The following is a 13,676-nucleotide window of genomic DNA, read 5'->3' on the forward strand; positions in this document are numbered from 1 at the left end:
TTTTTCGGGCGGAAAACGCGGAGAAAATGGGGCTGCATCAAGACCGCGACGGCGTCAAGCATGGTTGCCAAACCGTAACACAGTGTAAGAAAGCGTGATTTGTCGGTGTTTAGCGAAGCAGTTAGCTTTTGTGCATCGACCACTTGTGATGCGCCTTTGATCAGAGCTGACACGGCCCAAAATAAGGCTGGCTCGCTCTGAACTTTAAGGGGATCGTCCAAACGGGGTCAGGGGGTTGGTAGGCCGCGTTAATGCTGGGGAGCAGCGGCCCGCCAAAAGAATGAGGGACGGCGCTGTATGTCGAATCGATTCATCGGTGCGCGGCAAACCACGCTTGCCCGCGAGATCCAGTTGACAGGCACGGGGGTGCACAGCGGAGCTCCGGTATCACTCACACTGCATCCAGCAGAGGCTGATACTGGGCTCCGCTTTCTCGTTACGAAACGAGGAAAAGTCATTTCGGAAATCGCGGCGCACGTAGCTAACGTCAAAAATCTTACACTCTGTACCGTCATCGGCGACGGCGCCGGAACAACGGTCGGAACAGTCGAACATCTTCTCGCGGCCCTTCGCGGCCTTTCAATCGACAACCTCTACATCGAGATCGACAGCAAAGAAGTTCCGATCATGGACGGCAGCTCGGCGGTATTCGTCGACGCCATTGATCGGGTCGGCATTCGCGAGCTTTCCGAGCCGCGCAAATACATCAAGGTTCTGAAGCCCGTTCGCGTCGAAGAAAACGGCTGCTGGGGTACGCTCGAGCCACATGCGGGCTTCCGCATGGACGTCGAGATCGACTTCTCGTCCCCCATCATCGGCAATCAGCGGCTCCAGTACGAAATGAGCCCCGGCGTGTTCCGCCATGAGATTTCCCGCGCCCGCACCTTCGGGTTCATGAGCGACGTCGAGAAGCTGTGGAAGGCCGGTCTGGCGCTCGGCGCCGATCTGACGAACACGGTGGCGATTGGCGAAGACAAGATCATGAACAAGGAAGGGCTCCGCTATCCGCAGGAGTTCGTCCGCCACAAGATGCTCGACGCTGTTGGCGATCTGGCGCTTGCCGGTATGCCGCTGCTCGGCGCTTATCGCTCCTACAGAGGCGGTCACCGCCTGAATTCGATGGTCCTTCAGGCCCTGTTCTCTGACGCTTCGAACTGGGAAATCGCGCTGGCGCCTCGTGCCCGTGCTACCCGGTCGCCGGTTCATCTCGTTCCGCAGACCGTCGTCGCAGCGGAATAAGCCAACGGCGCTTATTCCATGCTCGAAGTGGCGCCCGGTTGGGGCGCCATTCTCTTCCGCGGCAGCCTGGAATGCACCACATTCTGGCTTTAGCCTCACTGGAAGGGTCTGTTGGCGGGGATATGCTGACGATTCATCTTTCGGGGCGATCTTCGGGGTGCTATCCGCATGCAGTCGTCGTCAGAGTTTGGCCGGCGTTGACAACAACGTCAGCCAGTGTGGGAAGCAACGCGGCGCATGATGAGAACGACGCGAGAAATCACAAGAGTTCTGAGGGCTGCGGCGGTCGTGGCTGCTCTTGCCGTCGCCGGCTGCTCAGGCAACAAGCTCGATACCTCGGCTCTCAATCCCGATCCGCCCAGCAAAATGTTTGCTGACGCCGATGCGATGATGGCCAAAGGCAATTTCGACGACGCGGCCGTGAAATTCGAATCGGTCGACCGCGAGCATCCGTATTCGCAAGAGGCTCGCCGCTCCATCGTCATGGCGGCTTACGCTTATTATCGCGCGGGCAAGACGCCGGAGGCGATCGCCTCGGCCGAGCGTTACATCACCATGCATCCGGGCACGAAGGAAGCGCCGCTGGCGCACCACGTCATCGCGTCCGCCTACTTCGATGATTTGAAGACCGCGAACCGGGATCAGACTCCGGCTCGAAAGGCGCTCGAACAGTTCAAGATATTGAAGAGCCGGTATCCCGAAAGCGAGTATGCGCGCGATGCCGACAACAAGATCCGCATCTGCCAGGACAACATCGCTGCGAACGAGATGGAAGTCGGCCGGTACTATCTCAACAAGCACAACTATGTGGGCGCGATAAACCGCTTCAAGACGGTGGTGAGCGATTACCAGACGACGGCGCACGTGGAAGAAGCCCTGGCGCGATTGGTCGAGAGCTACATGGCGCTGGGCATCACCAAGGAAGCGCAGAACGCTGCGGCTGTGCTTGGCCACAACTATCCGGACAGCAAATGGTACAAGGATTCCTACGCGCTGCTCCAATCCGACGGGCTGGCCCCGCGCGAGGATGGCGGATCGTGGCTGTCCAAGGCATGGAACTCGGTGCCCAAGCTCAGCGTACCTAAAATGAGCTTCGGAAACGGCTGATTTGCCGGTTTCCGTCTGAAAATAACCTCGTGCTAGAATTTGAAGCGCGGCCGGAGATCCTGCCGCGCTTTCTGCTTTGCTTCCCGTGATCCGAGATCGTCATGTCTCCAGCAGGTTCAAAAAAGAAATCGAAGGGCAGCGCATCCGCGCGTTCAAACACGGAAGCTCCCGAGGCGGAAATGGCCCGGCTGGCGGCCGAGATCTCGCATCACGATGAACTCTATTACCGGCAGGACGCGCCGGAAATTTCAGATGCCGCGTATGACGCGCTTCGGCGCCGTTTGGACGAACTCGAGAAGGCGCACCCCGGGCTTCGCCGCTCCGACAGTCCGACGGAGACGGTCGGCGCGGCGCCGGTCGCGGCATTCGGTAAGATCCGTCACGACGTTCCGATGCTGTCGCTCGGCAACGCTTTCGACGATCAGGACGTCGTCGATTTCGTCGAGCGTGTGCGCCGCTTTCTGAAGCTTGGCGACACCGATGTCTTGGAGGTTACGGCCGAGCCGAAGATCGATGGGCTTTCTATTTCCATCCGCTACGAGGCGGGCGTTCTCGTCCAGGCGGCGACGCGCGGCGATGGCACGGAAGGAGAGAACGTCACGGCGAACATCAAAACGGTTCGCGAAATCCCACACACGCTCAAGGGCCGCGATATCCCGGAGGTTATCGAGATCCGTGGCGAGATTTATCTCGGGCACAAGGATTTCGAGAAGCTCAACGCGGCGCAGGCGGCGAGCGGAGACAAGGTTTTCGCCAATCCGCGGAATGCGGCTGCAGGGTCGCTTCGGCAACTCGATCCGTCGATCACGGCGAAACGGCCGCTGCGGTTTTTTGCTTACACCTGGGGCGCCGCATCGGAACTTCCCGCCGATACGCAAACCGGCGTCGTCGCGGCGTTCAAGCGGTGGGGATTGCCGGTCAATCCGCTGATGCACGTTGCGACGGAGATCGAGGATGTGCTCGCTTTCTACCGCGATATCGAGCGGGACCGGGTGGGGCTCGGCTACGACATCGACGGCGTCGTCTACAAGGTCAACCGGCTCGACTATCAGGAGCGGCTCGGGTTCGTATCGCGGTCGCCGCGCTGGGCCATCGCGCACAAGTTCGCCGCCGAGCGCGCGACGACAGTGCTCGAAAAGATCGATATTCAGGTTGGACGAACCGGGGCTCTCACGCCGGTCGCCAAGCTTCGGCCGGTGACGGTCGGCGGCGTCGTCGTGTCGAATGCGACGCTGCATAACGAGGACGAGATCGCGCGGAAGGACATTCGCCAAGGCGATACGGTCGTCGTCCAGCGTGCAGGCGATGTCATTCCACAGGTCGTCGAGGTCGTGCTCGATAAGCGGCCCCGGCATTCGAAGCCGTATGAATTTCCGACGGTCTGTCCGATTTGCGGAAGCCACGCCGTGCGCGAGTCCGTGGAAGAAACCGGGAAGGCAGACGTTGTCCGCCGCTGTACCGGAGGGCTCATCTGTCCGGCCCAGGCGAAGGAGCGTCTCAAACATTTCGTCTCGCGGAATGCGTTCGACATCGACGGGCTCGGGGCGGAGAAGATCGAGTTCTTCTTTGATACCGGTCGCATCAAGTCCCCTGCCGATATCTTCACGCTCGAGACACGCGATCGCTCTTCCGACGAGCCGCTGACGAAAGTCAGAGGGTTCAAGGAGACATCGGTCCGTAAGCTTTTTTCGGCGATTGAAGCGCGACGGGAAGTGGCGCTCGATCGCTTTCTTTTTGCTCTCGGCATCCGGCATATCGGAGAGACGACGGCGAAGGATCTGGCCAAGGCCTACGGCACTTTCAAAGCCTTGCGGGCGGCAGTCGATGCTGCGATCGAAGGCGGCAAAGGCAGCGATGCTTACGAGGACATCGACAATATCGAAGGCATCGGCGAAACGGTCGTCGACGCGCTCGTCGATTTTTTCGGCGAGCAGCACAATCAGGAGCAGGTCGATGCGCTCTTGAACGAGGTGACGGTCAAGCCATACGAGCGCATTCAAGCGAAGGCGTCGCCCGTGACCGGCAAGACGGTCGTCTTTACCGGAACACTGACGAAGCTCACGCGGAATGAGGCGAAGGCGCAGGCGGAACGGCTTGGCGCGAAGGTTTCGGGATCGGTTTCGAAAAAGACGGATTACGTCGTCGCGGGTGCCGAGGCGGGTTCGAAGCTCGACAACGCGCGGGCGCTGGGTGTGACGGTGCTCGATGAGGACGGGTGGATCGCGCTCGTCGGGCAAGGCTGATGCGCGACGTCCGATCAGGTTGACGCGAGCGAAATGAAAATTTCGCCATCGCGGATCGTTACCTCGACGGCTTCGTCGCCGCCGGCGGCTTGCGCAAGAAGGGCGATAATATTTTCGGGCCGCGTCACGCCTACGATCGCTTTCAACGGCTCTGGAAAATGCGGTGCAGCGCTTAGCTCGTTGATCTGAAACATCGATGCTCTCCCTCATGCTCATGCGTGGGAGAGATCTATGGAAAAGCGGCTCGTTCAGCTGTCACGGGCGATACAGGCGAAGCGGGCGAACTATACCGGCTGCGTCGCCTGCTTCAGCCAATTGCGCGCGGACGGATCGAGGCCAGGGGCGAGCGTTTCGAAGACATGCTTATGATAGGCGTTGAGCCAATCGCGTTCGCTCGTGTCCAGCATTTTTGGATCAATCAACCGGCGATCGATGGGTGCGAGGGTGAGCGTTTCGAAAGCCATCATCTCGCGATCGCCGTCTTCGACGGGCTCGGGCAGCGTGACGAGGACGACATTCTCGATGCGAATGCCGTATTCGCCGACTTTGTAATAGCCGGGCTCGTTCGAGATCAGCATCCCGGCGTGAAGCGGAGCCATTCCCGCGCGCGATATCGACTGCGGGCCCTCGTGCACGGACAGATAGCTGCCGATACCGTGTCCCGTCCCGTGATCGAAATCGGCGCCGATCTGCCATAGTGCGCGGCGGGCGAAGGGATCGAGGTCGATGCCGCGCGTGCCTTTCGGGAACATCGCGGTCGCGACAGCGATGTGACCCTTCAGAACGGCCGTGAAATGGCGCTTCATGTCTTCGCTCGGCTCGCCGATCGCGATCGTGCGCGTGATGTCGGTCGTGCCGTCGGGATATTGGCCGCCGCTGTCGATCAGGAAGAGTTCGCCCGGACGCATCCGGCGATTGGTATCCTCGGTGACGCGATAGTGGACGATGGCGCCGTTGGGGCCGGAGCCCGATATCGTCGGAAAACTCACGTCGCGCAGCATGTTCGTGTCGCGGCGAAATTCTTCGAGCTTCTGGACGGCCGTGATCTCGTCCAGCGTTCCATCCGCGGCCCAATCATCAAGCCACGCAAGGAAACGAACGACGGCGTGGCCATCGCGGACGTGCGCGGCGCGCGCGCCGATGACTTCCGCGTCGGTTTTGATCGCTTTCGGAACGATGCAGGGGTCTTGTCCGCGGGAGATTAGCTTCGTTCCGAGCTGCGCTTCGAACCAATAGGCTGCCGTCTCGGTATCGAGACGCACGCGTTTGCCTTTCGCCTTGAGTTCTTTCAACCGTGCGGCGAGCGTCGCCGGGGAAAGAAGCTTGGCGACGGGCGTGACGGCGGCGCGGGCTTCGGGATCGAAGCGGTCCGTCTCAATGAAGAGTTCGGCTTTGCCGCTCGCGGGCACGATTGCGAAGGCAAGCACGACCGGATTGTGCGCGACATCGCTGCCGCGAATGTTGAACAGCCAGCAGATCGAATCCGGCAGCGTAAGAATGACGGCGCTTTGACCTTCATCCTTGAGGCGCGTTTGCAGCTCAGCGATTTTGTCGGCGGGGGTTCTACCGGCGAAGGCAATCGGTTGCGCGATCACGGGATTTTGCGGCGGCGTGGGGCGCGCCTTGCCCCAGATCACATCTATCGGATTTTTCGCGAGTGCCTTCAGCTTCACGCCCTTCGGGGCGAGCGCTTTTTGCAGCCGTTCAATCTCGCCGGCCGTATGGTTCCATGGGTCGAAGCCGATGACCTGGGACTTTCCCAAATGCCCAATCAGCCATTCGGAGAGCTTATTTCGCGGCAGCAGCGAAACTTCGAAAATCTTCGTGTCGGTTTCGGTGCCGGCTTGGACCGTGTAGCGCCCGTCGACCATGAGGACGGCGGATCGCTTCGTGACGACGGCGATGCCGGCGGAGCCTGAAAATCCCGTCAGCCACTTCAGGCGCTCGGCGGACGCCGGAACATATTCGCCCTGATGCTTGTCGGCGCGCGGAACGAGAACGGCGTCGATCTTCGCTTGTGCCATCCACGCGCGAAGCGCCTTTACGCGTTCGGCGACGCGCTCGGGTTCGGATTGGGATTGAAACGTCTGCAGCATGGGTCAGTTTCTAAGCGGCAGATTTCCAGCGGGCAATGGCGATTTCAACGCCGCTCGAGCGTCAGCGTGGACCAACCCGTCAGGCGGTCGTGGCGGGCGAGCGAGAAGCCGTGGGCACGATAGGTGGCGATGACCTCGGGGGCCTGGGGAATGAGAATGCCCGACAGCACCAACGTCCCGCCGGTTACGACGGAACGGGAGATCGATGGCGCGAGCCGGATCAGGGGGCCTGCGAGGATATTGGCTATGAAGAGGTCGAACGGCGCGCGGGTCCGGACTCTGGGATGCGCCAAGCCATTTCCAACGACGAGCGCGATGCGGCTCGCGGCGCCGTTGAGCCGAACGTTCTCGGTCGCGACTTTTACCGATTGCGGGTCCATGTCGGCGGCGATGATTTCGGCATGCGGCAAGGCTTTCGAAGCGGCGATTGCCAGCACCCCCGAGCCGCAGCCGAGGTCGAAGACCCATTGAAACGAGCGCGAGCGCGTCAGACGGTCAATGGCGAGAAGGCATCCGAGCGTCGTTGCGTGATGCGCGGTGCCGAATGCTTCACCCGCATCGATCAGGATGGCGTTCGGGCCGCCGGCTATGCGTCCCTTGTCGTGGCTACCGTGAATTGTAAACCGACCGGCGTGGACCGGCGGCAGCGCGGCTTGCGAGATCGCGACCCAGTTGAGGTCGGGGACGGTCTCGACGGTGAAAGGCGGTAACGTTCCCTGGACGAGCGGTCCGAGTTCGGCCGCGAGGTCGCGGTCGCCGGCTTCGACGTCGAAGTAGGCTTCGAGACGCCAACGGTCGAGGCCATCTTCAAAGACGGTCAATGCGTCGGGCGGCGGCTCTATCAGGTCTTGAAGCGCGTTGCCGGTCTCATAGGCCAGGGATCGGTCGCCAAACTGCGCCGCGAATTTTTTGAATGCCATTTGATGTTTCAGTTCGAGGGTCTGCCCTCGAACTCGTAGCCTTCCGTGCTGACGGGATCGGGTAGGTGGTCAAGGAACAAGTCCCACTTGGCGTCGATATGCTTCGCCGCTTCAGCCGGGGGCAACGTGACGAAGCTGCCGTCCGGCTTTTCGACGACGATGCCGTCGCGGATCAAGCGATCGAGCGCGTCGTCGATCTCGAAATCGATTTTCACGCCGAAGGTTCGGGTCAGGTAACTCTCGATCGCAAGGTCGATGGACGGCAGATCGGCGCGCGTCGACTTCTCCTTGGCGAGAACGCTATAGAGCAACATCTCTTCCTTCACATCCTCCTCGGCGCCGCGGGCCGCGATTTTCAGGATGACGCCGCGGTTGTCGGCCATGGTGTGGAAGTAGAGGTTCTGCGCCATGATGACCATGTAACGCTGCTTCTGATTGAGGAAGCCCATGGCTTGCCGAAAGGCGATGCCGCCGATGCCAGCCAGCGCACCTATCGCCGCGATCGGATTGCTCATCAATAGAGCGACCTTCCCGGCTGCGCCCGCTGCACCCATGCCGAGGCCGCCGCTTGCCGTCACACCAAGGCGAAGCTTGTCCATCGGTCGAAACCGGACTTCGGTGTTCGGGAAGATCATTTCGACGTCGGTGCGTGGAATGTTCTTGAAGAGCTTCAAGTAGATATTCTTCTCATTCATGCTCTTCGGGAAATGCGCGCGGGTGCGGGCGACGTATTTCTCGGCCGCCTCGCGGGAGAGCTTCATGTCGCGCATCGCTTCTTCGATGCACACTTCGGCCGGCTTCAACTTGAACATCAAGCAAAGCCGCTGGAAGACCGGAACGTTGAATTCTTCCTTGCGCAAAAACTTGCGAAGGCGCCGCTTTTCATATTTCCGGTTCGTCGCGCCGCGATAATAGATCGCGATCCGCTCGAAAGCTTTCATATCGACGAACAGATCGAGGCCGTAGTGGCTATCGCGGGTCAGGATGATGTCGATGTTGTTTGGATCGATGCGCTCATAATTCGCCCGCTGCAGCAGGCTTTCGACGCCCTCGAAAACGCGATGCTGTAACGCTGCGCGGTCGTCGTCGGAAAAGCTGCGCGTCATCAGCAGGTCGCTATCGGGCGAGAATGCCTCGTAGGTCTGCTCGAGATCGAGCAGCAGCGCAAAGTATTGCTGCTGGCGCCAGTAATCGAGGTAGCGGAAAAAGCGCCGGGCGTCGGCAGCTTGTCCTGCCGGCCAGAGCCAAGGTTTCGTCAGACGGTCGAGCAGCGCAAAGCGCGTCACCGGAATGAAGCGTTCGCGTTTACGCGTGTCGTCCGGCTCCAGGATATCGATCGGCTTTCTCTCGACCTCCTCGTGGAGTTCGGCGGGCTTGGCCTCGAAGTCCGCCAAGTCAGCGAGCCGCTGAAACAGGCCTTGCCTCCGGCGTAACCGGCCCTCTGCAAAGTCTGCCGATGACATGCGCTAACTCCCCGAACTTTTGTTTTTCGATCCAGCTTCTTACGCAATGAAGTTCATAGCGAGTCGCTGAAGTTGATGTCGAGCGTTGCAACTCTTCATCGCGGAAAGATGACGAGCATTTCCCGGGGAGCGGTGCTCAATAGCCGCCCCCAAGTCGGTTGATGATACATCACTAAGTTCCCTCGGGCCCTCAATTTTTCGGTTCATAACTTTCTTTTTTGCCATAGTAGAACCGATCTTTGGCTGGGATCATGCACAACTGGAATTAGAGGGGATTTCGTTTCAGGGGCGGACGTTATGGGGGCTTTGCGTTGTTTAGCCTCGGGCCTTGCGGTGGTGTGCATGGTCCTTGGGAGCGGCGTCGTCGACGCCGACGAACTCGTTCTACCTTATAGTTGTACGATGGACGGAGGCGTTCCTCGCCTCTCTCCCTCGGAAGAGAACACTTATCGCATCATCGGTCCCCGCGAGGATCTCGCTTTCCCGTCATGCTCTGGCTCGGCCGCGTGGACGTGCGAAACGATGATGATTTACAAATTTTCGATCAATTGCGGCGGGCAGCGTGTGGCCTGGTCCAGGGTCGCGGCGTCAGCTCGGGCTTTGGGCGTTCATTTGCCCGACCGGCTCCCGGCCGGGTACGCTCCTGTCAGCAAGTTGAGGGGCCGTTTCGTATTCCCAGGATTCGCACAGACCACGATGCTACCGCAGGTCGCGTCGCAAACTCTTGCGGCCGACGCGGTCATCTTGCCAGCCGCCCTTCGCTCCGAACGGGGCTCTGATCGGGAGGCGGCGCCGACGCAATGGGTCACCGTCGTTGATCCGGAAGCCGCATCCGCCGTATCGCCCGGCTCGGGGAATGCCCTGAAAGTTGCGGGCGTTGTCTCCATGTTGCTCGCCTCCTTGATGGGAGCCTGCTTGGTTTTCGTCCGCCGGCGGCAACTCGCGTCGTTCGAGTTTTTGCATTTTGCGGCAGGAGCCGGATCGCTGCCGTCACGCGTTTGGGAGTTTGTTGCGGCCTCGTTCGTCCGGGGAGCGGCCGCTTTCCGCAAGAGCTATGAAAGCTACGAAGCCGCCTCGGCAGACTATGGGGAGGAGGGCGAAGATCCCAATCCGCTCGCTCAGCTGCATGTTAGGTTGCATGAAACCGAGCTTCTCGTCGCGGGGCTTCCCGGAGATCTTCTGTTGCGCGATGTGCTCGCGTCAGAACTCGACAGCTTATACGACCGTGCGTCGGAGCTCGGACGCCGCATCACGCAGATCGGACCCGAGAAGTTGCGATCAGCGATTCGCACGATCACGCGGGATCTCGACCGCATCACGCGCATCGCTCAAGGCGCAGCCCCCGCGTCGCAGGACGAACGTGCCGCATCCCAAGAGCCCGATGCACCATCGACCATTTTCGAGGCTTACAGAATTCTCGGGCTCAATCCCGACGCGCCGGATGCGGCGGTGAAGAAAATCGTGGACGCGTTGCGGATGTCCTGGCACCCGGACCATGCGCGCGACGAGGCTGATCGCCTCTATCGCGAACAGCGGATCAAGCAGATCAATGCTGCGTGGGACTTATTGAAAGTCAGAACGGCGGCGGCAGCTTGAGCCGGTATTCTCAAAAGAACAACGGCACCGCTCGAGAGCGATGCCGTTGCGAGTCCGAATGCGTTTTTCTCTCTATTTCAAGATGAGTAGCGATGGGCGACCGGAAGGTTTCGAATTTCCTCCTCGGTCAGCGGTGGTGTGTCAGTCAGCAGGTAGTTCCTGCGATTCGCCCGGCTCAAATCACGCTGCACACCAATCCGCCGCGACGGAACATCCCCGTCCTGTCCGCGCACGACGCCTACCTTACCCCTTAATGGAAAGCGGTAAGTGCTCATTGGATAGCTCCTTTCAAGGACTCTACCCTCCCAAACAAACGTCCCCTGTTTCGGTTTCATGTCCCCGCAAATTTTCTTGTAGATCAGGGACTTGAACGCAAGACACGCCTGATCATCGCCGGCATGCCAGCGACGTATACGACTGCTCTAGCTGATGAACCCCCACGCTCAACGAGCTGGGGATAACATGTTGTACAATTGCGGCAATACCAAGAAATTTCGCGGCAAGAATTGGACACCGTTCGAGCATTAGCTATCGCAGACCTGTCATATCAGGTCAACAAAACTCGCGACGACGCGTTTTATCTCGCCGTCGTCGAACTCGATCGTCAGCTTGTTTCCATCGACGTTGGTGACAGTGCCGTCGCCGAATTTTTCGTGGCGGACGCGCGAACCGGTCTTGAACGAAGGCGCGTTGGCGGTCGAGGCCGCAACCAGTTCGCCTTCTAGTGTCAGCGGTCCTCGCGATCTCTTTTTCTTGTCCTGCTTGCTGCCGCTGCTCCACGACTGCTGGGCGCGCTGCCATCCCGGGGTATTGTAAGTCGATCTGAAGGGTTCGGATGAGCCCGGGCGATCGAAACGGCTTTGGCCGAAGCCTCCGCCATAACCGAACGGATCCGGCCTGCCGCCGAATGGCGTTTCGCTTTCGACAACCTCAACAGTCGCCACGGGAAGTTCGTCGACGAAGCGAGAAGGGAGTGCCGACTGATAGAGGCCGTGCGTCCGGCGGTTCTGAGCGAACGAAATTTTCGCAAGGCGTTTTGCGCGGGTGATGCCGACGTAGGCGAGCCGCCGCTCTTCCTCGAGCCCGGCTTTGCCGCTTTCGTCCATCGAGCGCTGATGGGGGAACAGACCTTCCTCCCAGCCTGGCAGGAAAACGATGCCGAATTCCAATCCTTTGGCGCCGTGAAGCGTCATCAAGGAAACCCGATCGCCATCGCTGCCCTGTTCGGCGTCCATGACGAGGGAAACGTGCTCGAGGAAGCCTTGCAACGTGTCGAAATCGTGCATGAAGCGCACGAGTTCCTTGAGGTTTTCGAGGCGCGTCTGTGATTGCGGACTCTTATCCGCCTGCCACATCGCCGTGTAACCGGACTCGTCGAGGATCTGTTCGGCGAGATCGGTATGGCGCATGTGCTCCAAGTTGGCGCGCCAGCGTTCGAATGACCGCGTCAGATCGAACAGCGATTTGCGCGCACGAGGCGTCAGCTCATCCGTTTCGACGATTTCTCGCGCGGCCTGATAGAGAGGAATGGCGCGGGCGCGCGCCAGCTCGTGGACGCGCTTGACCGTCGTGTCGCCCAGGGCGCGCTTCGGCACGTTCACGATGCGCTCGAATTTGAGATCGTTCGCCGGGTTGGCGACGACGTCGAGGTAGGCAATCGCGTCCTTGATTTCCTGGCGCTCGTAGAAGCGCGGGCCGCCGATGACGCGGTAGGGAAGGCCGAGCGTGATGAAGCGGTCTTCGATGGCGCGCATCTGGGAGGATGCCCGCACCAGAACAGCCATATCGTTCAGCCGTTCGTTCTTGCGCTTCAATCTCTCTATCGACTCGCCGATGGCGCGGGCTTCGGCCTCGTCGTCCCAGAAATTCGCGACGGTGACTTTCGATCCGGCGGCGCCGTCCGTGAACAGGGTCTTTCCGAGCCTGCCGTCGTTCTTGGCAATGAGCCCCGATGCGGCGGCAAGAATGTTTGCCGTCGAGCGATAGTTGCGCTCGAGGCGGATGACCTTGGCTCCGGGGAAATCCTTTTCGAAGCGGAGGATGTTGTCGACCTCGGCGCCACGCCAGCCGTAAATCGATTGATCGTCGTCGCCGACGCAGCAGATGTTCGGCGATCCCTTGGCCAGGAGCCGCAGCCACAAATATTGGGCGACGTTGGTGTCCTGGTATTCGTCGACGAGGATGTAGCGGAAGCGGCGATGATAATCGGCGAGCACGTCAGGGTGATCGCGGAAAAGCCGAATACATTCGAGAAGCAGATCGCCGAAATCGCAGGCGTTGAGGTCCTTCAGCCGCGCCTGATAGGCCGCGTACAGGAGCGCGCCCTTGCCGGCGGCGAAATTGTAGGCTTCGCCTTCGGGAACTTTATCCGGGGTGAGGCCGCGATTTTTCCAGCCGTCGATCTGGTTTGCGAGCTGACGTGCGGGCCAGCGGTCTTTGTCGACGCCATTGGCTTCGAGGACCTGCTTCAGCAGGCGCACCTGATCATCGTCGTCGAGAATCGTGAAGCCGGGCTTCAGGCCGACGAGTTCGACATGGCGGCGCAGGATTTTGACGCCGATGGAATGGAACGTGCCGAGCCACTGCATGCCTTCGAGCGTGCCGCCGATCAGCGTGCCGATCCGCTCGCGCATTTCGCGGGCGGCTTTGTTCGTGAACGTCACGGCGAGAATTTGTGACGGGTAGGCGCGGCCGGTCGCCAGGATGTGGGCGATACGCGTCGTCAGAACCCGTGTTTTTCCGGTGCCGGCGCCAGCGAGCACCAGCAGCGGTCCTTCGGTCGTTTCGACGGCGTCCCGCTGTTCGGGATTGAGGCCATCGAGATATGTCGGCTGGCCGCGCGCCGCCGCGACAGCTCGCGCCGAAATCGACGGGCTATTCTTGTCATCTTGGCGCGCAGCTTTGGGCGCCTCGGGGAGATCGAACGGCGGATCATCGTCGTGCGGCAAATCTCCGCTGCCGGCGGCGTTCGGCTTCTGAATTGAGATCATGGCACTCAGGTAAACCACCGGG

The 13,676-nt window shown here is 60.4% G+C and carries 9 protein-coding genes; 4 read left to right on the forward strand and 5 right to left on the reverse strand.

Features of this window, described 5'->3' with window-relative positions; translation table 11 throughout:
• Positions 1-297: 297 nt before the first annotated feature.
• The 3 genes from lpxC to ligA all read left to right on the forward strand — a co-directional run bounded on the left by lpxC (position 298) and on the right by ligA (position 4,589).
• Entirely contained in the window at positions 298-1,239 is a 942-nt protein-coding gene (gene lpxC, locus BM399_RS01170) for a UDP-3-O-acyl-N-acetylglucosamine deacetylase (RefSeq protein ID WP_092863076.1), read from the forward strand.
• 237 nt (positions 1,240-1,476) lie between these two features.
• Positions 1,477-2,346, forward strand: a complete 870-nt coding sequence (locus BM399_RS01175; RefSeq protein WP_092866073.1) for an outer membrane protein assembly factor BamD — start codon at positions 1,477-1,479, stop codon at positions 2,344-2,346.
• A gap of 101 nt (positions 2,347-2,447) precedes the next feature.
• Positions 2,448-4,589 carry an NAD-dependent DNA ligase LigA gene (gene ligA, locus BM399_RS01180; protein ID WP_092863079.1) on the forward strand — a complete coding sequence of 714 codons (2,142 nt, stop codon included), beginning with the start codon at positions 2,448-2,450 and terminating at the stop codon, positions 4,587-4,589.
• A 14-nt stretch (positions 4,590-4,603) separates the two neighbouring features.
• On the opposite strand, the gene BM399_RS01185 is transcribed toward ligA, so the two are convergent.
• The 4 genes from BM399_RS01185 to BM399_RS01200 all read right to left on the reverse strand — a co-directional run bounded on the left by BM399_RS01185 (position 4,604) and on the right by BM399_RS01200 (position 9,068).
• On the reverse strand, positions 4,604-4,783 hold the full coding sequence (locus BM399_RS01185) for a hypothetical protein (protein WP_092863082.1): 180 nt from the start codon (positions 4,781-4,783) through the stop codon (positions 4,604-4,606).
• A 90-nt stretch (positions 4,784-4,873) separates the two neighbouring features.
• Positions 4,874-6,685 carry an aminopeptidase P family protein gene (locus tag BM399_RS01190; protein ID WP_092863085.1) on the reverse strand — a complete coding sequence of 604 codons (1,812 nt, stop codon included), beginning with the start codon at positions 6,683-6,685 and terminating at the stop codon, positions 4,874-4,876.
• A 44-nt stretch (positions 6,686-6,729) separates the two neighbouring features.
• Positions 6,730-7,605, reverse strand: a complete 876-nt coding sequence (locus tag BM399_RS01195; RefSeq protein WP_092863088.1) for a 50S ribosomal protein L11 methyltransferase — start codon at positions 7,603-7,605, stop codon at positions 6,730-6,732.
• An 8-nt stretch (positions 7,606-7,613) separates the two neighbouring features.
• Positions 7,614-9,068 (reverse strand): TMEM143 family protein, encoded by a 1,455-nt coding sequence (locus BM399_RS01200; RefSeq protein WP_092863091.1) that lies wholly within the window; start codon positions 9,066-9,068, stop codon positions 7,614-7,616.
• A 342-nt stretch (positions 9,069-9,410) separates the two neighbouring features.
• Between BM399_RS01200 and BM399_RS01205 the strand changes: the two genes are divergently transcribed.
• Positions 9,411-10,664 (forward strand): J domain-containing protein, encoded by a 1,254-nt coding sequence (locus BM399_RS01205; RefSeq protein WP_244531018.1) that lies wholly within the window; start codon positions 9,411-9,413, stop codon positions 10,662-10,664.
• 542 nt (positions 10,665-11,206) lie between these two features.
• Here the strand turns inward: BM399_RS01205 and BM399_RS01215 are convergent.
• Positions 11,207-13,654 carry an ATP-dependent helicase gene (locus tag BM399_RS01215; protein WP_092863097.1) on the reverse strand — a complete coding sequence of 816 codons (2,448 nt, stop codon included), beginning with the start codon at positions 13,652-13,654 and terminating at the stop codon, positions 11,207-11,209.
• Between the last annotated feature and the right edge of the window lie 22 nt (positions 13,655-13,676).

Origin of the sequence: Hyphomicrobium facile, assembly GCF_900116175.1 — a bacterium.
Taxonomy (GTDB): Bacteria; Pseudomonadota; Alphaproteobacteria; order Rhizobiales; family Hyphomicrobiaceae; genus Hyphomicrobium_B; species Hyphomicrobium_B facile.

What these genes read in the sequence shown, in the direction of transcription:
- ligA (WP_092863079.1), top strand. Translation starts at nt 2,448, where the DNA reads ATGTCTCCAGCAGGTTCAAAAAAGAAATCGAAGGGCAGCGCATCCGCG.
- lpxC (WP_092863076.1), top strand. Translation starts at nt 298, where the DNA reads ATGTCGAATCGATTCATCGGTGCGCGGCAAACCACGCTTGCCCGCGAG.
- BM399_RS01175 (WP_092866073.1), top strand. Translation starts at nt 1,477, where the DNA reads ATGATGAGAACGACGCGAGAAATCACAAGAGTTCTGAGGGCTGCGGCG.
- BM399_RS01200 (WP_092863091.1), bottom strand. Translation starts at nt 9,068, where the DNA reads ATGTCATCGGCAGACTTTGCAGAGGGCCGGTTACGCCGGAGGCAAGGC.
- BM399_RS01195 (WP_092863088.1), bottom strand. Translation starts at nt 7,605, where the DNA reads ATGGCATTCAAAAAATTCGCGGCGCAGTTTGGCGACCGATCCCTGGCC.
- BM399_RS01215 (WP_092863097.1), bottom strand. Translation starts at nt 13,654, where the DNA reads ATGATCTCAATTCAGAAGCCGAACGCCGCCGGCAGCGGAGATTTGCCG.
- BM399_RS01205 (WP_244531018.1), top strand. Translation starts at nt 9,411, where the DNA reads ATGGTCCTTGGGAGCGGCGTCGTCGACGCCGACGAACTCGTTCTACCT.
- BM399_RS01190 (WP_092863085.1), bottom strand. Translation starts at nt 6,685, where the DNA reads ATGCTGCAGACGTTTCAATCCCAATCCGAACCCGAGCGCGTCGCCGAA.
- BM399_RS01185 (WP_092863082.1), bottom strand. Translation starts at nt 4,783, where the DNA reads ATGTTTCAGATCAACGAGCTAAGCGCTGCACCGCATTTTCCAGAGCCG.